Origin of the sequence: Pseudarthrobacter sp. NPDC055928 (genome assembly GCF_042270935.1) — a bacterium.
Taxonomy (GTDB): Bacteria; Actinomycetota; Actinomycetes; order Actinomycetales; family Micrococcaceae; genus Arthrobacter.
Map to the genome: position 1 here is coordinate 48,637 of NZ_JBHJZH010000020.1, position 20,621 is coordinate 69,257.

Below are 20,621 nucleotides of genomic sequence, written 5' to 3' on the forward strand. Positions count from 1 at the left end.
CATCCATTGTGGCGTGTTGGACCGCCGCGGCCGGTTCGTGGAATCCGTGTCCTATCCGGCAAAGTAGGTGAGTGCCACTTGGAAAGGACCGTCTCCTGCCGGGCCTGCTGACCGCTGCCCTGGCACTGGCGGCTGCCTTCCTCGTCCACAGCCTGGTTCCCGTCCTGCCCGCCATGACCCTCGCTGTTGTCCTTGGCCTGCTGGCGGCGAACCTTCCGGGCACTGCCGTGTGGGTGGCCGGACGAGCCAGGCCGGGGCTCGATTTCGCCGGCAAGCACTTCATGCGTGCCGGGATCGTGGTTCTTGGGCTCAAGGTCAGCATCATGGATGTCATGGGCCTGGGCTGGCTTGCCTTGTTGCTGGTCGCTGGTGTGGTGCTTGTCAGTTTCGTCGGCACTTATGTGATCTCCAGGGTCTTCCGGCTGCCCGCGGAGACGTCCCTGCTGATCGCCACCGGATTTTCCATCTGCGGTGCCTCCGCCATTGGCGCGATGGCCGCGGTCCGCCGGATCCGACACGTGGACACGGTGCTGCCCGTGGCCCTTGTGACACTGTGCGGAACCTTGGCCATCGGGGTCCTTCCGCTGCTGGTGCATCCGCTGCAGCTCACTCCCCTGGCGTTCGGTGCCTGGACGGGGGCATCAGTGCACGACGTCGGCCAGGTGGTGGCCACCGCTCAGACTGCCGGGACGACGGCGCTGGGGATCGCCGTCGTCGTCAAACTCACCCGTGTGCTCCTGCTGGCGCCTGTTGTGGCCGCGGCGGGGGTCCATCAACGGTTCAGTGCGGCGAAGGCCGCAGGCAAGGCAGCAGCTTCGCTGCCGCCGGGAACCTTGGCAGCTTCCTCCATGGAGCGACTCCCGCCCGTGATCCCGCTCTTTGTGCTCGGCTTCATGGCCATGGTTGGCCTGCGGTCCAGCGGATGGCTTCCCCCGGCGGCCCTGGACGCCGGTGCCGGAGTCCAGGACATCCTGCTGGGCGCCGCACTGTTCGGCCTGGGATCCGCGGTACGGATCCGCACGCTCCTGCACACCGGCGCCCGGGCGCTGTCCGCTGCTTTGGCAGCCTGGCTGCTGATTGCCCTGCTGGGCCTTGCTGCTGCCTTGCTCATGACTGCCTAGGTCCTCGCGGGCCCGTTGCACAGCGATTCGGGCGGTGAACGCCGTCGGAGTCCCGTGATTAGATAGCGGAGTGTCACATGAGAATCTGCAGCGCACCGAAGCCGCGCAACGCTCGGCCCTGATCACGACCCACAGCTACGACGTTTCCCTGGACGTGAGCCAGGCGGCCGATCCAGGCGTTGCCGGGTATTCAAGCCGTAGCGTCATCAACTTCTCGGCCGCGGAGCCTGGCGAGGGGCAGTCAGCCTCGACCTTCCTGGATTTCATCGCCAGCGAGGTGCATGGCGTGGTCCTCAACGGCAAGGAACTGAGCGTCGCCGACGTCGTGGACGGCTCCCGGATCCGGTTGGACAACCTGCAGGCTAAAAACCAGGTGACTGTGACGGGCACTGCCCTGTATAGCCGTTCCGGTGAGGGAATGCACCGCTTTGTGGATCCCGCGGACGGCCAGTGCTACCTGTATACGCAGTACGAGCCCGCTGACGCGAGGCGGGTGTTCGCCAACTTTGAACAGCCGGATCTCAAGGCCGAATTCACGTTCCACGTCATTGCCCCGTCCGGCTGGGAAGTCGCTTCCAACGGAGTCGAGGCCGCCCGCACGCAACTGACTTCGGATCCGGCCACCAGCCGCTGGGACTTCGCCACTACACGGCCCATGTCCACGTACATCACTACGGTGCTCGCTGGCCCCTACGTCAAGGCAGCGGACCACTGGAGCGCCACCTTGGATGACGGCACACCGCTGGAAGTGCCATTGGCTCTGTACTGCCGTGCTTCCATGGTGGAGTCTTTCGATGCCACTGAACTGTTCCGCCTCACCAAGGGCGGGCTGGACTTCTTCAACCGGCTTTTCGGCTACCCGTACCCGTGGGGAAAGTACGACCAGGCCTTTGTCCCCGAATACAACCTCGGCGCGATGGAGAACCCGGGCCTGGTCACCTTCACCGACAGCTATGTGTTCACGTCCCGCGCCACCGACTCGCAATACCAGGCGCGTGCGAACACCTTGCTGCACGAAATGGCCCATATGTGGTTTGGTGACCTCGTCACCATGCAGTGGTGGGATGACCTGTGGCTCAAAGAGTCGTTCGCCGACTACATGGGAACCCTCGGCGTGGACCGCGCGACGGACTGGGACTCCGCGTGGGTCAACTTTGCCAACAAACGCAAGGCCTGGGCCTACGTCCAGGACCAGCTGCCCACCACACACCCCATCGTGGCAGACATCCCCGACCTCGAGGCCGCCAAACAGAACTTCGACGGCATCACCTACGCCAAGGGCGCGTCCGTACTCAAGCAGCTGGTGGCGTATGTGGGGTTCGAAGCGTTCATCGCCGGTTCAAGGCAGTATTTCCGTGACCATGCCTATGGCAACACCACCCTGGCGGACCTGCTGACGGCACTCAGTGCTTCCTCGGGCCGCGACCTTGCCGGCTGGGCAGCCCGCTGGCTGCAGACCTCCGGCATCTCCACGCTCTCGGTGCAGGCCGGGACGCACGACGCCGAGCCAGGCGCCGTGGCCATCGTCCAGGAGGCTGTGGACCCGGTTACCGGACGCGTCGAGCTGCGCCCCCACCGGCTGCGCGTGGGTTCCTACAATTTCGACGCCGATGGCGCACTGGTCCGGACTGGAACCGTCGAAACCGACGTAACGGGGGAACGAACGGACATTCCCGAACTTGCCGGCCTGCCCCGGCCCGCGCTCCTGCTGGTGAACGACGACGACCTCACCTACGCCAAGGTGCGGCTGGACCCATTCTCGGAAGCCACTGTGCTGGCCTCCCTGGACCGCATCACCGATCCCATGGCCCGCGCGCTCTGCTGGACTGCGCTATGGAACTCGGCCCGCGACGGCGAAAGCCCGGCCACCCGCTACGTCGACGCGGTCAAGGCATTCGGACCGTCCGAAACCGGGATCGGCGTGCTGGTGAACATCCTCGACAACGCCCAGACCGCCGTCGAACGCTATACACCGTCCGGTGCGCGCGACGCCGTCCGCAGGGCCTTCCTGACGGCCGCGGACACCCAGCTGCAGCTGGCTGGCCCTGGTTCCGACCACCAGCTCGCCTGGGCGCGCACGTTGGCCGCCGTCAGCCGCCACGACGCCATGCTGCTCCCCCGGCTTCGAAGCCTCCTGGACGGCACGGTTAACGTGGACGGACTTGCCGTCGACGCCGAGCTGCGCTGGAACATCTGGCACGCGCTGGCAGCCAACAACCAAGCCACTGTGGGCGAACTGGACGCCGAGCTGGACCGCGACACCACTGCGTCAGGCCGGGCCGGCCACGCGACCGCCCTCGCCGCCCGCCCCGATCCTGAGGTCAAGGGGGCAGCATGGAAGGCGGCCGTTGAGGGCACGGAGCTCTCGAACCAGCTCCTCACCGCCACTATCGCCGGCTTCACAACTGCACCCTCTGCCCTGCTGGAACCCTACGTGGAGCCCTACTTCGACTGCCTCCGCGGTGTATGGGACAACCGGAGCATCGAAATCGCCAGCCGTATTGTCCGTGGGCTGTATCCGATAGCACAGGATCTCCCGGCCGGGACCTTGCCCGAGCAGCATTCCGTGGTGCTCCGCACGGGTGCCTGGCTGGAAGCGAACGCCGACGCCCCGCGCGCCCTGCGCAGGATCATTCTTGAGCAGCAAAGCCACCTGCTCCGGGCGCTTACTGCCCAGGCCACGTCAGCGGCGCCAGCAGTTTAGGGACCCGCAAGCTAGGGGACCCGGTTCAGCCATTCCTCGGTGCCGAACTTTGTAACCACCCGTTCACGCGCGGCGTCCAGTTCGGCGTCCGTGAGTTCTGACGACGTGGCCGCGTACCGTTCACGGAACACTTCCATCATCGCGGCGATGATCTCCGTGCGGGCCAGCCCGGTCTGGCGGCGCAACGGGTCAACCCGCTTCTTGGCGCTTCGCGTTCCCTTGTCCGAGAGCTTTTCCTTGCCGATTCGCAGCACTTCGACCATTTTGTCGGCGTCGATGTCATAGCTCATGGTGACGTGGTGCAGCATGCCGCCGTTGGCCAGCCGTTTCTGTGCGGCGCCGCCGATCTTGCCCTGCTCCGTGGCGATATCGTTCAGGGGTACGTAAAACGCCGTGACGCCGATCTTCTCCAGCGCGGCCATCACCCAGGCGTCCAGGAACGCGTACGAGTCGGCGAAGCTCACTCCGTCCACCAGGGACTGCGGCAGGTACAGGGAGTATGTGATGCAGTTGCCGGCCTCCATGAACATCGCTCCCCCGCCACTGATACGGCGGACCACGGTAATGCCGTGCCGGGCGACGCCGTCGGGATCCAGCTCATTGCGGACGGACTGGAAGCTGCCGATCACCACGGACGGTTCCTCCCAGTCCCAGAACCGCAGCGTGGGGTTGCGACGGCCGGCGCCCACCTCTTCGGTCAGCACCTCGTCCAGGGCGACGTTGACGTGGGTGGGGAGCACTGTGGGGGCAATGACGTTCCAGTGATGGTCGGACCACGACGTCGCCTTCGCCAGTGCACGGCGTACGGTGACGGCAACGGCGTCGGCTGAAAAGCCGAACAGGACGGCGCCGGGCGGCAGGGAGGCGGCCACGGCGGCCGAGAGTTCAGCCGCCGTCGTGGTTTCCGGGAGCCCGGTGAGGGCGCGGTTGATATCCAGGAGCGCCTCATCGGGTTCCAGGAAGAAATCGCCGCTGACTGACACCCCCGTGAGGAGTCCGTCCACGACATCGAGGTCTACCACCACGAGTTTGCCGCCCGGGACCTTGTACTCGCCGTGGAGGCGGCCGGGCTGGTCCTGGGCTGTGGGTGCAGTGTCAGTCATGGCTTCCATCCTGCACCACTAGCCAGGATGCCGAAAACGCAAAAAGCCCGCACCGTTGCCGGTGCGGGCTTTCCAAAGAACCTTGGGGGTGAAGTGAATTACTTCTTGCCGCCGAAGCCCTTGAAGCGAGCGTTGAAGCGCTCGACGCGGCCTGCAGAGTCCATGATGCGCTGCTTGCCCGTGTAGAACGGGTGGGACTCGGAGGAGATTTCGACGTCGATGACCGGGTAGGTGTTTCCGTCTTCCCACTCGATGGTCTTCTTGGAAGACACGGTGGACTTGGTCAGGAACTTGACGCCGGAAGCCAGGTCGTTGAAAACAACAGCTTCGTACTTCGGGTGGATATCAGACTTCATAATGGGACCTTTGTTCGCACAACTGGATTTTGCCAGCTGCCAGGTATGAATGGGATGGCCACTGCCTGCAACAGCAGAACATCATTGCGGCCAGCTACCAATAATAGCGGATCGCAGGAGTCCTTGCGAACCACTTTGGCCGCGAGAGAGGGCTGCCCCTCCTATGCTCGGGGCCTGAGCTCCCAGAACGCCACCGCTGACGCCGCGGCCACATTTAGTGAGTCCACGCCCGTCCGCATGGGGATCTTCACGGCCAGGTCGACGGCGGCGAGGGTCTCCGCGCTCATGCCCGCCCCCTCCGTGCCAAGCACCAGGGCCAGCCGGTCCGGGTTCCGGGCGGCGAGGTCATCGACGTCCACCGCGTTCTCGGTCAACTCCAGCGCCGCCACGGTGAAGCCGTGTTCCTTGAGGACCGCCAGATCCTGCGGCCACGACTCCAGCCGTGCCCACGGAACCTGGAACACCGTTCCCATGCTGACGCGGACACTTCGGCGGTAGAGCGGGTCGCCGCACCGCGGCGATACCAGCACGGCGTCGATGTCCAGCGCAGCCGCAGACCTGAAGATTGCCCCCACGTTGGTGTGGTCCACGATGTCCTCGAGAACGGCCACCCGGCGGGCGCCCGAGAGGAGCCGGGCCAGCGGTACGGGGGCAGGCCGTTCCATGGCCGCCATCGCTCCGCGGTGCAGGTGGAAGCCGGTGATTTCCTCCAGCAATGACGCGTGTCCGATGAATGCCGGGACCTCTGGGTAGGTGTCGAGGACATCCTGAAGGTCTGCCAGCCATTTCTCGGCCAGGAAAAATGACCGGGGCCGGTGGCCGGCGGCCAGGGCGCGGCGGAGAACCCGCGAGGATTCGGCGATGTACATGCCCTCCGCAGGCTCGCGCAGCTTGCGCAAATGGACGTCCGTCAGCTGGGTGTAGTCGGACACGCGGGGATCCCGGGCTGATTCGAGGTAGTGGATTGGCACCGGCTGATTATTTCAGGAGATTGGCGATCATAAAGCCCAGGGCCACCAGCCCGAGGGCAAAGATGACACCCCGGAGGACGGTGGGCGAGAGCCGCCGTCCAACTTTGGAGCCAAGGAGTCCGCCGATCGTTGAACTGACCGCGATCAGGAGCACCACCAGCCAATTGATGCGGTCGAAGGCGAAGACCAGGTACGAAACAGCGGCCACCAGGTTTACACCGAGCACCAGGATGTTCTTCATGGCGTTGGCGTTCTGGATGGTGCCGGTCAGGAACACGCCCAGGATGCCCACCAGCAGGATGCCCTGGGCAGCCACGAAGTACCCGCCATAAACACCGGCAAGGTAGACAAGCACTACAAGGAGGACGCCGTGGCTCTTGTCCCGTACAGCGTGTTCCGGGTTCTCTTCGCGGTTGCGCACCCAAGCCTGGAGGCGTGGCTGGAAGACCACCATCAGGAGGGCCAGGACAATGAGGACTGGGGCGACGTAGTGGAAGACCTCCTCAGGAAGGTGCAGAAGCAGCCAGGCGCCCGAAATGCCGCCCAGGAGCGACGCCGGCAGAAGCCTGAGGAGCTGCCGTCCCCTCCCTTTGAGCTCGCGGCGGTAGCCGAAGGCGCCTGCGGCGCCGCCTGCCACCAGTCCCATGGCGTTGCTCATGGATGCCACCACCGGGGTGACCCCCAAGGCGATCAGAACGGGGAAAGTGACCAGGGTCCCGGAGCCTACAACGGCGTTGATGGTGCCCGCCCACAGGCCGGCAAAGAACACAAAGGTACTGCTGAGAAGATCCACGGTGGGCGGCGCCGGGGCCTAGCGGCGGGCGGTGGCGGTGTAGCGGCCGGCGTTCTCGGACACATCCAAGGCCAAGCCAAAAGTACTGGTGAGGTGTTCGTCCGTGAGCACCTCCGCGATGGGGCCGGCAGCTACTACGCCGCCGTCACGAAGCAGCATGGCGTGCGTGAAGCCTGGCGGGACCTCTTCAAGATGGTGGGTCACCAGGACCATGGCAGGTGCGGCTTCGTCCAGCGCAAGTTCACTGAGCTTGTGGACGAGTTCCTCGCGGCCGCCCAGGTCCAGGCCGGCCGCGGGTTCGTCCAGCAGCAGCAGCTCCGGATCCGTCATAAGGGCCCGGGCGATCTGGACGCGCTTGCGCTCACCTTCGGACAGCGTTGCGAAGGTCCTGTTGAGCAGCGGCCCCATTCCCCAGGCGTTCAGCAAACGGAAGGCACGGCGCTCATCATCGCGTTCGTAGCCCTCGCGCCAGCGGCCTGTCACGCCATAGGCGGCGGTGACCACCACGTTGAGGACGATCTCATTCTCCGGGATCTGGGTGGCAAGGGCTGCGGAGGAAAGGCCGATACGCGGACGGAGCTCAAACACGTCAACGCGGCCGAGGGTTTCATCCAGAATCCCTGCCCTGCCGCTGCTCGGATGCAGGCGGGCTGCGGCTATCTGGAGAAGCGTTGTCTTGCCTGCGCCGTTGGGGCCAAGAATGACCCAGCGTTCGCCTTCGTTGACCTGCCAGTCGACCTTGTCCAGCAGGGTCTTCGTGCCTCGGACAACGCTGACGGAAGCCAATTCCAGAACATCACTCATAGGAGTAGACACTAGGACAAAACGGGGACCTACTGATAACTGATACGGCCGCTGCGACGCGGGTCACAGTCGCCCTCAGAGTACGGCCGTGGTTTAGGGCCTTCTCCCCCCGCAATGAATTCGGGCCGAACCCCGCCGCTGGCTAAGATTGCAGCCATGACTCCGAACGTGACTGCGGTCAGCTATGGCCCGAAACTGACTGCCTCCGAGCTTGACCAGCTGCGCTCCGTCCTGGCCGGCAGCGGCGCTACATTCCAGTCCGAATCCCGCGCCGGGGACAGCCGTTTTGAGGTCCACACGGCTGAACTGGCCGTGGCCGACAGCACGGACTCGGGCATCGCTGCCCTCCGCCACGCTGTGGCCGAGGCAGCGCAGGCGGGCCTGGACACGGCGATCGTTCCAGCCGGACTCCGCGACGCCCAGCGGAAATTCCTGATCATGGACGTCGATTCGACACTGATCCAGCAGGAAGTCATTGAACTCCTGGCCGCCTACGCGGGCAAGCGCGAGGAGGTTGCGGCCGTCACCGAAGCCGCCATGCGCGGCGAACTGGATTTTGCGCAGAGCCTGCACGCACGGGTGGCCGTGCTCGCGGGACTGCCGGCCGCAGTCGTCGACTCCGTCCGTGCGGAAGTAAAGCTGAGCGAGGGTGCCGCCGAACTGGTGGCAGCGTTCAAGGCTGCGGGACATGTGGTGGCGGTGGTCTCCGGCGGCTTTAACCAGATCCTGCGTCCGATCGCCCAGGACCTGGGCCTGGACTACTGGATCGCCAACGAGCTCGAAATCGTGGACGGCGCCCTGACCGGCAAGGTGCTCGGTGCCGTGATTGACCGTGCCGCTAAGGAAAAGTACCTGCGCGAATGGGCAGCCGCCGAAGGAATTGCGATGGAACACACCATTGCAGTGGGTGACGGGGCCAATGACCTCGACATGCTGGGAGCTGCCGGGATCGGGGTGGCGTTCAACGCCAAGCCTGCCGTCCGGGCTGTGGCCGACTCCGCCGTCAACATGCCCTACCTGGACGCAGTGAGGCACATCGCCGGAGTCTGAGGCCGGACTCCGCCCCGCCCCTGCCTAGCCGGGTCCGCTCAGCTGGTGGGAGGGGTGAACTGGCTCGCTGTGAAGACGGCTCCGGCGGGATCCCGGATCAGGGCGGTGCGCGTCCACTCCGTATCGTCGTGCCCCAGGATGACGGCGCCGAGGCGCTCTGCATCCTCGGCCGTACGGTCCCGGTCTGCGACAGAAAACGTTACGTGCCACTGCGGACGCTCGCCAGGAGCCACCGGGGCCAACCAGGCGACGGCGTCCTCGAAGCCACGTGGGGCGAGGTCGCCGGACTGGCGGACCCTGATGTTGGGGTCCACAGTGGCTTCGAGGTGATCCCCATATCCGGGACGGCGGATCATTACTCCGAAGTCGAGGTTGTCGAACTGCCAGCCGAAGGCCTTCGTGTAGAAGGCGATGGCTGCCTCGGGATCTGCTGTGTGGAGGTCACTGAAGTTCCATCCGCTGGGACCGTTTACCGCCTGGGCACCGGGTCGCTCCCCGGGCTGCCAGAGACGGAACTCGACGCCTTCGGGATCCGTCAAAGCCGCCTGCACGCCTCCCAGGCCCGCGTCGGCAGGAGCCGACATCAGTGTTGCTCCGGCCGTGAGCAAACGGCGCACCGCAGCATCCGCTTCGTCCACGGAGACGTAAGTGTTCCACGCTGCGGCATCGGATCCTGCTGCACCGGGGCCGGGGCCTGCGATCGCGGCGGCCTCCTGCCCGTCCAGCGTGGCTATAACGTACCTGCCAGTGCCAGTGCCAGTGCCAGTGCCAGTGCTACTGCCCGTGCCGACGGCCGGGACAGCGTCCTCGAAATCCCACCCGAAGACTTCGCCGTAGAAATGCATGGCTGCCTCCACGTCGGGCTGCCAGGTGTCCACCCAGCACGGAACGCCTTCCGGATAGGTTCGGCGCGTCATCCCTGATTGCTGTGCCATGCATCTGACCCTAGGCGCCCTTGCTTCCGTAGACAACGGCGCTCCGTAGACAACGGCGGGTCGATGCCCAGGGTTGGTTTCAGGACAGACAAAAGCTCCGGGCAGGAGTACTGCCCGGAGCTCGTCGTGGTGATCGGTTTGCTGCGTGGCAAACCGGAGCGGTGAGAAGCCTGAAAAGCGCTAGTTGGCGCCCTTACCGAAGTAGTCGGCGCCGCCGGCGTACTCCGTGTGGCCGGATTCGACATCCGCGGTTGCCATGCTGGCCACTACCTCGGCGAACTCCTCCACAGAGTAGAGCTTGCCGGCCTCGGCGCGGCGGGCCTCGATAGCGCCCGGGTTCGAGCGGTCCAGCAGGGTTGCCGTGACGGTGCCTTCGATCATGTCGCCCGAAACAACCACCAGCGAGATGCCCTTCTCGGCAAGGTTGGGCAGCAGGGCGCGGAGAGCGTCCTCGCCGGCACGCTTGCTGCGGGCTACGGGCTCGTACTCGGGCATGGTGGGCACAGTGTTGATGAAGTGCGCCTGGTGGCTGGTCACGAAGACCACGCGGGAGCCCTCCTTCATCAGCGGCACAGCGGCGTTGAGCATGTTGACCTGCGCGTCCCGGTTCAGCTTCAGGGCGTAGTCGTCCTCCATACCGGATTCCATGCCACCGGAAGCATTCAGCACGAGGACGTCCAGCGAGCCGAAGTTCTCCATGGCTGCACTGGCCAGGGCCTGCACACCTTCCAGCGTGGTCAGGTCCGCACCCACGGCCGTTGCACGGCCGCCCGCGGCTTCAATCTCAGCGACCACTTTGTTGGCGCGCGGCGCCTTTTGACGGTAATTAACGACGACGGCGGCGCCCTCGCCAGCCAGGATCTTGGCCACTTCCGCGCCAATTCCGCGTGAGGATCCGGTCACGATGGCGGTTTTGTTGTCCAGCAGTCCCATACGAGCTCCCTTTTGTTCGAAACGTCTAAATCGCTTGAGGTCTGCAGTCCATCATGCCAGCGCAGGCCCCGTATTCGCTTGTGTGACCCCCACAAAGAAGGCCCTCTGAGCTAGTGTCGGCGTGTCTCCCGGTCGCAGACTTTCCGGCGTACGCTCGCCCTATGAGGAACCGCCCGGAGCCTGGGAGGCGCCGCCCATGACCGTCCCCGCCGGCACTGCGTCCACGCCGGAAGAGGTCTTCGGCAACTCACCGGACGGCCTGCGGCTTTGCCAGCTTGTCCGCGACACCATCCTGAACGCCGTTCCAGCCACCGTCCGCACCACCACCAGCCAAGTGGCCTTCCGGAACCGACGCGGCTTCGCCTATCTCTGGAACCCGCGGCGGCATCTGAACACGGATGTTCCGGCGGTGCTCTCCATTGCACTGCCCCGGCGAGTGGATTCGTCGCGGTTCAAGGAAGTGGTCCACCCGTCCCCCGGCGTGTGGATGCACCACCTGGAACTTTCCACTGCTGACGACGTCGACGAACAGGTGACGCAATGGCTAAAGGAGGCGTTCGGCGCCGCTGGCTGATGGACGCCGTGGCCGCAGGATCAAACCCTGTTAGTGGCCCATGCCAAGTCCGCCGTCAACAGGGATGACTGCACCGGAAATATAAGCCGCCTCGTCGCTTGAAATCCAGCGGACCACGTTGGCCACCTCAGACGCCTCGGCAAAACGGCCTGCCGGAATGCTGGAGAGGTAGTCCTTCTGGGTGGCTTCGGGCAGTTCGGCCGTCATATCGGTGTTGATGAACCCCGGAGCCACAACATTGGCCGTGATGCCGCGGGATCCCAGTTCGCGCGTCAAGGAACGCGCTACACCCACGAGGCCGGCTTTGGAGGCAGAGTAGTTGATCTGGCCGGGGGCGCCGTAGAGGCCGGACACAGAGGAAATGAGGACCACGCGGCCCTTGCGCATCCGGATCATCCCCTTGGACGCGCGCTTGATGACGCGGAAAGCGCCCGTGAGGTTGGTGTCGATCACGGAGGTAAAGTCATCTTCGCTCATGCGCAGCAGGAGGGTGTCCTTGGTGATGCCCGCGTTTGCCACGAGGACCTCAACCGGCCCGTGGGCGGCTTCCACTTCCGTGAAGGCCGCATCCACAGAGGCCTCATCCGTCACATCGGCTTTGACGCCCAGGATCCCGGCTGGCAGTTCTGACGGACTCCGGTAGGTCACGGCTACCTTGTCGCCGTTAGCCAGGAAGGCTTCGGCGATGGCCAGGCCGATGCCACGGTTTCCACCGGTGATCAGGACGCTTCGGGCCGCAGTAGCTGCTTCAGACATTAATTGCTCCGGGATTCTGCGGCACGCGGGGCCGCGGTAGGAAGGGGCGTGATTTTGCTGCCTCCGATCTTAGCCCGCGTTTGGGCGCCACTGCCGATGGTGAGAGAATTGAGGCAAGCCTTTGGAGCGTGATTAATCAACCGTGACCCTTGAAAACCATGCTGGACAGCCCGTGCCCGGAGACCCTGAGCGGTTCTCCGGCGATTCCGGAGTCCACAGCATCACGGACGCTGCGGCAGCCCACTCCGAGGACATGCGCCAGCGGATGATCAAGTACGCGCTTGCCATGGGAATCCGCATGGTCTGCCTCATCCTCATTTTTGTGGTGGACGGCTGGTTCAAGCTCCTGATGGTGGCGGGCGCCGTTTTCCTGCCCTGGATCGCGGTTGTCATCGCCAACGGAAGCGACAAAGCGGAGATCCACAGCGATTCGTTGCTCGACTCCGCGCCGCTTGCCGAACTGGAAGGGCCCAGCTGGCCAGCGGCTAAAGCCGAACCGGACAGCGATATCCTGCAAGGCGAACTCATTGATGATGACGACGAACCAAACCACGGCGAGGAACGGCGCGCTTCATGAACATTTTTGACTTGGCTGCGGGGACTCCCGGTCCCCCTCCGGCCGCAGTTGCCATGTGCTCCCGGAAAGCCTGCCGCTCCGAGGCGTCATGGCAGCTTCTCTGGAACAACCCGAAAATCCACACCCCAGAGCGCCGGAAGATCTGGCTCGCCTGCGGCGAACACCGCGACTGGCTGGAGGACTACCTCCAGACCCGCGGACTGTGGAAGGAAACCGTGCCGCTGGGAAGTGACGCCGGGACGGGCTCCGCGCCGCGGGGGCAGGAAGGCTGAATGTACCGCTTCCTCTTTTCCAGTAAGTGGCTGGGCTACCTCCTGCTTGCCGCAATCTTCGCCACGGCCTGTGTTTTCCTGGGCCGCTGGCAGATGGACCGGCGGGCTGAAACGCTCGCTGAAATTAACCGGGTGGTTTCCAATTACTCGGCCACGCCGGTCCCCTTCACCGCGGTCAGGGATGAGTTCAACCGGCTGGAGCCTGAGAAGGAATGGACCCAGGTTGAGCTGAAGGGCCAATACGACGCCGCAGGCCAGCGGATTGTCCGCAACAGGCCCTTGAACGGTCAGCCCGGCTACGAAGTGGTGGTGCCTTTCAAGCTGGAGTCCGGTGAAACCGTGGTGATTGACCGCGGCTGGCTGCCGATCGGAAACAACAACCCTGGCCGTCCTGACTACATCCCGGCCCCACCCACAGGTGAGGTGACCGCCGTCGTCCGCCTCAAGGCTGGCGAGCCGACGCTCCAGCGCAGCGCCCCGGATGGCCAGCTGGCGTCCATTGACCTTCCCGCCTATGCCGAGGAACTCGGTTACCCCGTGCTCACGGGAGCCTACGGCCAGCTCGCGTCTGAGACTCCGGCGCCGGCAGAGATGCCTTTCCCGTTCCCTATGCCCTCCACGGAGGAAGGCACGCACTTGTCCTACTCCCTGCAGTGGTTTGCCTTCGGGGTGTTGATGTTTGTGGGCTTCGGCTACGCTGCCCGGCAACAGGCGCGGAACGCCGCGATCGACGCCGAGGACGAAGCTGAACGTGAGGACGTAGCGCGCGACTCCGGAAGCCCGGTGCACTCGGCCGCCGCGGCAGCCCGCCGTCGTCCGCCCGTCCCACGCAAACGGAAGCGCCCAACCGCAGAGGAAGAGGAAGACGCCCTCCTCGACGCCCAAGGCTACTGACCGATGCACACACGCCAGGAAGTCGGCGGAGTAGCCCCCGTATGTTCAGCATCACCTACAACGACCTGCAACGGATCACGAAGGCTCCGGAACTGACCGTCCGATAGTTCGCTAAAGGTGACCTGAGCGCCAGCGCCTGCGGCCGGGTGATTTGTGTAGCTTGCGTCAAGGGCGAGGAACGAGCCAGCAAGCGGCAAATTACGCGGTTGGGGGCGCGAACGCAACCAGTGGTCGGCGGGAACCGGATTAAGCCAGCGTAATCAGGTCCAGATAGTCTTCGTTCCAGTGATCCTCAATACCATCAGGCAACAGCACAACCCGCTCGGGATTCAGTGCCTCGACTGCGCCTTCGTCGTGGCTCACCAGGACGACGGCGCCGGAGTAGTTCCGCAGGGCGCCGAGGATTTCGGCGCGGCTGGCGGGGTCCAGGTTGTTGGTGGGCTCGTCCAGGAGGAGCACGTTGGCGCTGGAGGCCACGATGGTGGCCAGGGCCAGCCGGGTCTTCTCACCGCCGGAGAGTACACCGGCGGGCTTGTCGACGTCGTCGCCCGAGAACAGGAATGAGCCGAGGATGCCGCGGACCTCGGCGTCCTTCATGTCCGGAGCAGAGGAGCGCATGTTCTCGAGGACGGTGCGGTCGACGTCCAGCGTTTCGTGTTCCTGTGCGTAATAGCCCACCTTCAGGCCGTGCCCGGCAATGACGTCGCCGGTATCAGGCTTGTCCACGCCGGCGAGCATCCGCAGGAGGGTGGTCTTGCCGGCGCCGTTGAGGCCAAGGATGACCACCTTGGAGCCGCGGTCGATGGCGAGGTCGACGTCCGTGAAGATTTCCAGCGAACCGTAGGACTTGCTGAGGCCCTCGGCGGTCAGCGGGGTCCTGCCGCAGGGCGAAGGGTCGGGGAAGCGGAGGGCTGCCACGCGGTCGTTTTCGCGCACGGCCTCCAGTCCGCTGAGAAGGCGTTCGGCACGCTTGGCCATGTTCTGCGCGGCAACAGCCTTGGTGGCCTTGGCCCTCATCTTGTTGGCCTGGTCGAAAAGGACCTGGGCCTTCTTTTCGGCGTTGGCGCGTTCGCGCTTGCGGGCGCGTTCGTCTGTTTCGCGCTGGGTGAGGTAGCGCTTCCAGTCCATGTTGTAGAAGTCGATCTGGGCGCGGTTGGCGTCAAGCAGGAACACCTTGTTGACGGTGGCTTCAAGCAGTTCCGTGTCGTGGCTGATCACGATCAGGCCGCCCTGGTGGTTCTTGAGGAAGTCACGCAGCCAGGCGATGGAATCGGCGTCGAGGTGGTTTGTGGGCTCATCGAGGAGCATGGTCTCGGCATCCGAGTAGAGGATGCGGGCAAGCTCCACACGGCGGCGCTGGCCACCGGAGAGTGTCTTAAGCGGCTGGTTGAGGAGGCGGTCCGGAAGGGCCAGGTTGGAGCAGATCGCAGCGGCCTCGGCTTCGGCAGCGTAGCCGCCGGCGGCCAGGAACTCGGATTCGAGCCGGTCATAGCGGTTCATTGCCTTGCGCTGGATGGTGGCGTCCTCGCTGGCCATCTCTTCGTGGGCGACGCGGAGCTTGCCTACGGCGATGTCCAGGCCACGGACGGACAGGATCCGGTCGCGGGCGAGCTGCTCCATGTCCGGCGTGCGCGGGTCCTGGGGCAGGTAGCCTATTTCGCCGGTGCGGGTCACCTTGCCCGCCGCGGGAAGCCCTTCGCCGGCAAGGACACGTGTGAGGGTGGTCTTGCCTGCACCGTTCCGGCCCACGAGGCCGATTTTGTCTCCCTTGTCGATGCGGAAGCTCACCTGGTCCATAAGGAGCCGGGCGCCGGCGCGCAGTTCAAGATCCTGGACAGTAATCACAGCAGGTAAGGCCTTTCACAACAGGGAACGCCGCAGCCCAACGAATGAAGTCTGGAAGGAACCGGGCAGAGAGGCCGGAGAACAGCCTATACAAGTCTACCGGCCCCAGCTTCACACCATAACCGCGGCGATTGGCCCTAAAGTCTGGCCGTACGCGGCAGCCCTGGTGCGGCGCCACATGGGCCTTTGTGCTCTGCCATCACATCAGGGCATCTTGTTTAGTGGATCCCCTACAAAATAGAGTCCGACGGCGGACGGTAACGTCAGGAACATCCCCTGCTTTGCTTGTACAACCCCGACAGGATTCCCATGAGCCAGACTGACACCGCCGTCGAAGGCACCTCTTCTCCCGTCCGACGCCGCTGGAACGCCACCGACCTTGGCCTGATCGCCGTCTTCGCCGCACTGGTAGCGGGTTCCGCGTTGGTTCCCGGCATCGCGGCGAACGTCTTCGGCATCCCCATCACTTTCCAGACCCTCGCGGTGATGCTCACCGGCCTGATGCTGGGCCCAGCACGTGGCTTCGCTGCCGTCGGCCTTTACACGCTCCTGGGGCTGGCCGGGCTGCCGATCTTCAGCCAAGGACGCAGCGGCCTGGGCATCCTGGCCGGACCGTCAGCCGGCTACATTATCGCCTTCCCCATTGCCGCGGCACTGGTCGGTTGGCTGGCCACTGTGGTCATCCGGCGTACCACCCGCGCCCGGGCACTGTGGTTCTTCCTGGCGGCCACGGTGACCAGCATCCTGGTGGTGCATTCCCTGGGGATCGCCGGCATCGTGATCAACACCAAGACCGGCTTGGGACAGGCGTTTATGGCGGACCTGATCTTCTACCCCGGAGACATCATCAAGAACATCCTCGCCGCCGTGATTGCAGTCGCCCTCCACCGTGCGTTCCCTGACGTGCTGGTCCGCCGCGTGAAGCTGACCAACCGCTAAATCCCATGTCCACTATTTCCTTCCGGCAGGCGTGCGTGGCCGTAGCAGTCGACAGTCATCCGGAGCCCAAGACCCTGCTCCACGGTGTCACCCTGGAGCTGGCAGAACGGCGAATCGGCGTGATCGGAGCCAACGGGTCCGGTAAATCGACCCTGCTGCGCCTGGTCAACGGCCTGGTCCAGCCCAGCTCCGGCACGGTGGCGGTGGATGGCGACGATACTGTCCGCGCCGTACGGGCAGTCCGTCGGAATGTCGGGTTCGTCTTCACAGATCCCCTGTCCCAGTTGGTGATGCCCACGGGACGCGAAGATGTGGAACTGTCGCTCCGCCGTTCGGTCCGGAATGGAGCGGAGCGGCGGCGCCTCGCGGAGGCAGCGCTGGAGCGGTTCGGGCTGCTGGGACTGGCTGACCAGAGCATTTATGAACTCTCGGGCGGGGAGCGCCAGTTGATGGCGCTGGCCGCTGTCCTGGCCGTGAACCCCTCGGTGCTGGTGCTCGATGAGCCCTCCACCCTGCTGGACCTGCGGAACCGCGAACTCCTGCGCCGGACGCTGAACGGCTTGGATCAGCAGATCCTGATGTCCACGCACGATCTTGAGCTGGCCCTGGACATGGACCGCGTGGTGGTGATTGAGGCCGGACACGTGGTGTTCGACGGTGCGCCCGCCCAAGCTGTGGACAGGTACCGCGCCCTCTGCGCCGAAGGCCTGGCCGCGCCGTGAGAGGACACGGGTTCCTGCTGGCGAATTACGTCCCGGGAGATTCGGTCATCCACCGCTGCCCGCTGGTCCTGAAGTTCCTGCTGGTGTTCGGCTGCGGCCTGGCGTCCTTCCTGATTATTGACTGGCTCGTGTCCGCTGCGGTCCTTGCCGTGATGAGCATGCTGTACTTGCTCACCGGGGCCGGTGCGCGCAGGCTGCTCGGTGCCATCCGACCGTTGCTGCTTGTCCTGCCCGTGATCGGGCTGTTTCAGTGGTGGCAGCTCGGCGGGCCCACAGCCGCCCGGATCGTCCTGAACATCATGGTGTGCGTAGTGGCGGCATCGCTGCTGACGGCGACCACGCCCATGCAGCGTCTGCTGGACGGCGTGGTGTCATTGGCCACGCCGTTTCGGCGTTTCGGCGCCGACCCGGAACGCTTCGCGCTGACCATCGCAGTGATGTTGCGGAGTATCCCGTACATTGCTGGCGCGTTTGCGGACGTCCGGGATTCAGCCCGGGCACGGGGCCTGGAGCGGAACCCGAGGGCGCTGGTGCTGCCCGTTTTTATTACCACCGTGGCCTTTGCACGGCAGACTGGTGAGGCGCTGGCCGCCCGGGGCCTCGGCGAGGCTGACGACTGACAGCCCGCCGGGCCGGTTCAGCTGCTTCAGGCAGTGATTTTCTCGTACCGCAGCAGCGCGGCTGTCCCCATCCCGCCGGCGATACTGATGAGCGCCAGCGCCAGCAGGCCGGGCTCGCCGGTGGAACGGGCCTGTGCCAGCAGGCGTGTGACCAGGACAGCTCCGGAAGCACCGTAAGCGTGGCCCAAAGCCAGGGCGCCGCCGTCGGCATTTGCCCGGTTCGCCTCAATGCCCAGATGATCCAGGCAGGCGAGAGCCTGGGCGGCGAACGCCTCGTTGAATTCCACGAGCCCCACACTGGCGGCTGTAAGGCAGTGGGTGGCCAGGAGCCTTTCGCCAGCCACCGCCGCGCCGATCCCCAGCAGTTCGGGGTCCACCCCGGCAGTGTCCGTGGCCAGCACCAGGAGTCCATCCGTCACGCCCAGTCCACGGGCGCGTTGCAGGGAAGTGATGACGACGGCGGAGGCGGCGTCGGCGTCAAAGCATGAGTTTCCTGCGGTGACTGTTCCTCCGTCAACAAAAGCCGCCGGGAATCGCTTCAGGACAGCCGCATTGAGTCCGGGACGTGGCCCGTCGTCCCTGTCGACGGTTCCGCCCGCTGTTTCCAGCGGCGTGATCTCGCTGTCGAAGCGCCCGGCCCGGGCCGCTGAGACGGCGCGCTCGTGGCTGGCCAACGCAAAGGCGTCCTGCCGGTCCCGGCCGACGGCGAAGCGCGCGGCAACGTTTTCGGCCGCCACTCCCATGTCCGGGTCGCCGAAGCTCAGCGGCACAAACTGGGCCCGGGAGAAAAAGTCCGGTTCGCCGTCGTCATTCCGGTATGCGCGCAGCGGCGCGGTGCTGATGCTCTCCACTCCCCCGGCGAGATACACAGGGTTTCCCCCGGAAGCCACCAGCCTGGCGGCCAGCACAATGGCGTCCAGGCCGGATCCGCACTGCCGGTCCACGGTCATGCCCGGCACAGTGACCGGTAGCCCGGCCTCGAGCAGGGCCAGGCGGGCCACGTTGCCGCCTCCGCCCACGGCGTTGCCAACCACCACATCTGCCACGTCTTCCGGAGACACCCCGCATTCAGCAAGGAGCTGCGCCAGGACGGGGGCCAGCAACTGGTGCGCCCGGAGGTCCTTCACCGCCCCGTTCGCCCGGCACACCGGAGTCCGCCGGGCGGCGATGATCACGGGCTGCCGGTCGGGAGGCAGCAGTTCAGGAGGCATGGTGTCAGTGTTCACGAGTCTCACTGCCCAAGGTGGCGGACCCTTTGGTCATGGGACGTGATCCACTCAAGGAGCATGTTCCGGCTCACCTTGCCGCGGTCGGTGGTGGGCAGTTCGGACAGGGCGAAGTACTGCAGGGGCCGTTTGTCGCGCGCCAGGACATTCTCCAGGCCGGCTTTGAGCTGGGTGGCGGTGATTCCGCCGTGGGCCGGGACCACGCCCGCCACGACGCGCTGGCCGCGGAGGTCATCGGGCATTCCAGCCGCCATGGCCGCCGCGACACCGGGAACGGACGCCAATGCCAATTCAACCTCATGCGGATAGACGTTCTTCCCGGACGTGAGGATCATGTCAGCGCGACGGCCCAGGATGTGGAGCTCCTCGCCGGCCAGGTAGCCCTGGTCCCCCACGGTGAACCAGTCGCCGAAGGACCGGAGGGCCTGGCCGTCATCGCCCCACAAGTAGCCGTTGCTCACCAGCCCGCTGCGGACGCAGATGTTACCGGCTTCACCATCGGGCAGCGGGGATCCGTCGTCGTCCAGGATCCGGACCTCCACCCCTGGAAACGCGTGCCCGATTCCGGTGCCGCCGGCGTCGAGTTCTCCGGCGGGCAGGCCGGCACCCGAGACGAAACTCAGTTCGGAGGCCCCGTAGTACTCGAAGATCGTGGCGTTGGGCGCCCACCGGCGTGCCGCTTCAAGGGTGCGCGCATCGAGTTTTGAGCCGGCGCAGATGATGGTCCGCACTCCTGCCGCGTCCACGCAGCCGGTGAGGCCGCGCTCACTGAGCAGCCGCAGCATGGTGGGCACCAGGACCAGGCGCGTCACGCCGTCGTGCGTGATGGCCGCGTGGACGTCACCGACATCGAAGTTCTCCAGCGTTTGGAATTCTGAGCCCGCATAAAGGCACTCCGCCAGGGCATAGAGGTTCAGGCTTGCCGCGAGGGGGCCGGGGGCAAGGGTGACGTCGTCCTGCCTGAGGCCGAAGAACTCAATGGACGCGTCGAAGGATTTCCGCCAGGACTGCCTGGACCGGGTGAAGGCCTTGGGCACTGAGGTGGTGCCGGAAGTCAGTCCAATCAGGAACGTGGTTTCGGGTGGCCCGTCGGCCAAGGCGTCGTCCGGGGCCACGCTCCCGGGCCGGGCTGAGCCGTCCAGCCGGCCACGGATTTCGCGCTGCAACTGTTCCGGCCACGCCGGGTCCAGGACGGCGCACTGCCGTTCCCCGGCCACGGCCGCGGCGAACCGGACAGCGAAGTCTACGGAGTTTGCCTCCGCCAGGACAGTGACCCCTTTGGAGCCGGACACTTCAGCGGCCGCGGCGTCGCGGAGCGCAGCCCACGTCAGGCGCCGGCCATCCACTACGACGGCGGTGTCGAGGGGGCGGTCCGTGGCCCAACGCTGGATTCGATCAAGAAAAGGCATCAGCCCAACTTTACCGG

At 65.4% G+C, this 20,621-nt stretch carries 21 protein-coding genes; 10 read left to right on the forward strand and 11 right to left on the reverse strand.

The features are described from left to right. Positions 1–71: 71 nt before the first annotated feature. The gene (locus ACFC25_RS19995; RefSeq protein WP_376048391.1) at positions 72–1,121 is read left to right on the forward strand and encodes a YeiH family protein; all 1,050 of its coding nucleotides are present in this window, start codon (positions 72–74) and stop codon (positions 1,119–1,121) included. Between the two features lie 70 nt (positions 1,122–1,191). Beyond that, positions 1,192–3,825 carry an aminopeptidase N gene (gene pepN, locus ACFC25_RS20000; RefSeq protein ID WP_376048394.1) on the forward strand — a complete coding sequence of 878 codons (2,634 nt, stop codon included), beginning with the start codon at positions 1,192–1,194 and terminating at the stop codon, positions 3,823–3,825. 11 nt (positions 3,826–3,836) lie between these two features. Here the strand turns inward: pepN and ACFC25_RS20005 are convergent, their stop codons facing one another. The 5 genes from ACFC25_RS20005 to ACFC25_RS20025 all read right to left on the reverse strand — a co-directional run bounded on the left by ACFC25_RS20005 (position 3,837) and on the right by ACFC25_RS20025 (position 7,852). Then, positions 3,837–4,928, reverse strand: coding sequence for a biotin/lipoate A/B protein ligase family protein (locus tag ACFC25_RS20005; RefSeq protein ID WP_376048396.1), 1,092 nt, complete (start codon positions 4,926–4,928; stop codon positions 3,837–3,839). Between the two features lie 98 nt (positions 4,929–5,026). Then, positions 5,027–5,284, reverse strand: a complete 258-nt coding sequence (locus ACFC25_RS20010) for a type B 50S ribosomal protein L31 (protein WP_028267311.1) — start codon at positions 5,282–5,284, stop codon at positions 5,027–5,029. A gap of 161 nt (positions 5,285–5,445) precedes the next feature. Continuing rightward, a complete protein-coding gene (locus ACFC25_RS20015; RefSeq protein ID WP_376048400.1) occupies positions 5,446–6,255 on the reverse strand; it encodes a TrmH family RNA methyltransferase in 810 nt (269 codons plus the stop codon). Positions 6,256–6,262: 7 nt separating this feature from the next. Beyond that, positions 6,263–7,048 (reverse strand): sulfite exporter TauE/SafE family protein, encoded by a 786-nt coding sequence (locus ACFC25_RS20020; RefSeq protein ID WP_337348310.1) that lies wholly within the window; start codon positions 7,046–7,048, stop codon positions 6,263–6,265. Positions 7,049–7,066: 18 nt separating this feature from the next. After that, entirely contained in the window at positions 7,067–7,852 is a 786-nt protein-coding gene (locus ACFC25_RS20025; protein WP_376048403.1) for an ABC transporter ATP-binding protein, read from the reverse strand. A 156-nt stretch (positions 7,853–8,008) separates the two neighbouring features. Here ACFC25_RS20025 and serB point away from each other — a divergent pair, with 156 nt between their 5' ends. After that, positions 8,009–8,902 (forward strand): phosphoserine phosphatase SerB, encoded by an 894-nt coding sequence (serB, locus tag ACFC25_RS20030; protein WP_376048406.1) that lies wholly within the window; start codon positions 8,009–8,011, stop codon positions 8,900–8,902. A 38-nt stretch (positions 8,903–8,940) separates the two neighbouring features. On the opposite strand, the gene ACFC25_RS20035 is transcribed toward serB, so the two are convergent. Together ACFC25_RS20035 and ACFC25_RS20040 are read right to left on the reverse strand one after the other, a co-directional pair. Further along, positions 8,941–9,837, reverse strand: a complete 897-nt coding sequence (locus ACFC25_RS20035; protein WP_376048408.1) for a VOC family protein — start codon at positions 9,835–9,837, stop codon at positions 8,941–8,943. A 180-nt stretch (positions 9,838–10,017) separates the two neighbouring features. Next, the gene (locus ACFC25_RS20040; RefSeq protein ID WP_337348314.1) at positions 10,018–10,770 is read right to left on the reverse strand and encodes an SDR family oxidoreductase; all 753 of its coding nucleotides are present in this window, start codon (positions 10,768–10,770) and stop codon (positions 10,018–10,020) included. A gap of 196 nt (positions 10,771–10,966) precedes the next feature. On the opposite strand from ACFC25_RS20040, the gene ACFC25_RS20045 reads away from it, so the two are divergent. After that, positions 10,967–11,344, forward strand: coding sequence for a DUF5655 domain-containing protein (locus ACFC25_RS20045; protein WP_376048411.1), 378 nt, complete (start codon positions 10,967–10,969; stop codon positions 11,342–11,344). A gap of 30 nt (positions 11,345–11,374) precedes the next feature. Here ACFC25_RS20045 and fabG read toward each other — a convergent pair whose 3' ends face one another. Next, positions 11,375–12,100 (reverse strand): 3-oxoacyl-ACP reductase FabG, encoded by a 726-nt coding sequence (gene fabG, locus ACFC25_RS20050; RefSeq protein WP_337348316.1) that lies wholly within the window; start codon positions 12,098–12,100, stop codon positions 11,375–11,377. Between the two features lie 142 nt (positions 12,101–12,242). Here fabG and ACFC25_RS20055 point away from each other — a divergent pair, with 142 nt between their 5' ends. From ACFC25_RS20055 to ACFC25_RS20065, 3 genes are read left to right on the forward strand one after another with little or no spacing between them, the layout of a single operon-like run. Then, positions 12,243–12,677 carry a DUF3099 domain-containing protein gene (locus ACFC25_RS20055; protein WP_376048414.1) on the forward strand — a complete coding sequence of 145 codons (435 nt, stop codon included), beginning with the start codon at positions 12,243–12,245 and terminating at the stop codon, positions 12,675–12,677. Beyond that, positions 12,674–12,949, forward strand: a complete 276-nt coding sequence (locus ACFC25_RS20060; protein WP_337348318.1) for a hypothetical protein — start codon at positions 12,674–12,676, stop codon at positions 12,947–12,949. The genes ACFC25_RS20055 and ACFC25_RS20060 overlap by 4 nt, the downstream gene beginning before the upstream one ends. Then, positions 12,950–13,843: an SURF1 family protein gene (locus tag ACFC25_RS20065; protein ID WP_376048417.1), complete on the forward strand. Its 894-nt coding sequence runs from the start codon at positions 12,950–12,952 to the stop codon at positions 13,841–13,843. Positions 13,844–14,089: 246 nt separating this feature from the next. On the opposite strand, the gene ACFC25_RS20070 is transcribed toward ACFC25_RS20065, so the two are convergent. Continuing rightward, positions 14,090–15,688, reverse strand: coding sequence for an ABC-F family ATP-binding cassette domain-containing protein (locus ACFC25_RS20070; protein ID WP_337348320.1), 1,599 nt, complete (start codon positions 15,686–15,688; stop codon positions 14,090–14,092). A gap of 309 nt (positions 15,689–15,997) precedes the next feature. Here ACFC25_RS20070 and ACFC25_RS20075 point away from each other — a divergent pair, with 309 nt between their 5' ends. Genes ACFC25_RS20075 through ACFC25_RS20085 form a run of 3 tightly spaced genes read left to right on the forward strand, consistent with a single transcriptional unit; the run spans position 15,998 to position 17,969 of the window. Beyond that, positions 15,998–16,627: a biotin transporter BioY gene (locus tag ACFC25_RS20075; RefSeq protein WP_376048420.1), complete on the forward strand. Its 630-nt coding sequence runs from the start codon at positions 15,998–16,000 to the stop codon at positions 16,625–16,627. A gap of 5 nt (positions 16,628–16,632) precedes the next feature. Continuing rightward, on the forward strand, positions 16,633–17,349 hold the full coding sequence (locus ACFC25_RS20080; RefSeq protein ID WP_376048423.1) for an energy-coupling factor ABC transporter ATP-binding protein: 717 nt from the start codon (positions 16,633–16,635) through the stop codon (positions 17,347–17,349). Beyond that, complete coding sequence (locus tag ACFC25_RS20085) at positions 17,346–17,969, forward strand: energy-coupling factor transporter transmembrane component T family protein (protein ID WP_376048426.1); 624 nt, start codon at positions 17,346–17,348, stop codon at positions 17,967–17,969. The genes ACFC25_RS20080 and ACFC25_RS20085 overlap by 4 nt, the downstream gene beginning before the upstream one ends. 26 nt (positions 17,970–17,995) lie before the next feature. On the opposite strand, the gene ACFC25_RS20090 is transcribed toward ACFC25_RS20085, so the two are convergent. Both ACFC25_RS20090 and ACFC25_RS20095 read right to left on the reverse strand, forming a co-directional pair. Then, a complete protein-coding gene (locus tag ACFC25_RS20090) occupies positions 17,996–19,180 on the reverse strand; it encodes a thiolase family protein (protein WP_376048428.1) in 1,185 nt (394 codons plus the stop codon). Positions 19,181–19,200: 20 nt separating this feature from the next. Beyond that, complete coding sequence (locus ACFC25_RS20095) at positions 19,201–20,604, reverse strand: class I adenylate-forming enzyme family protein (protein ID WP_376048430.1); 1,404 nt, start codon at positions 20,602–20,604, stop codon at positions 19,201–19,203. Positions 20,605–20,621 lie beyond the last annotated feature (17 nt).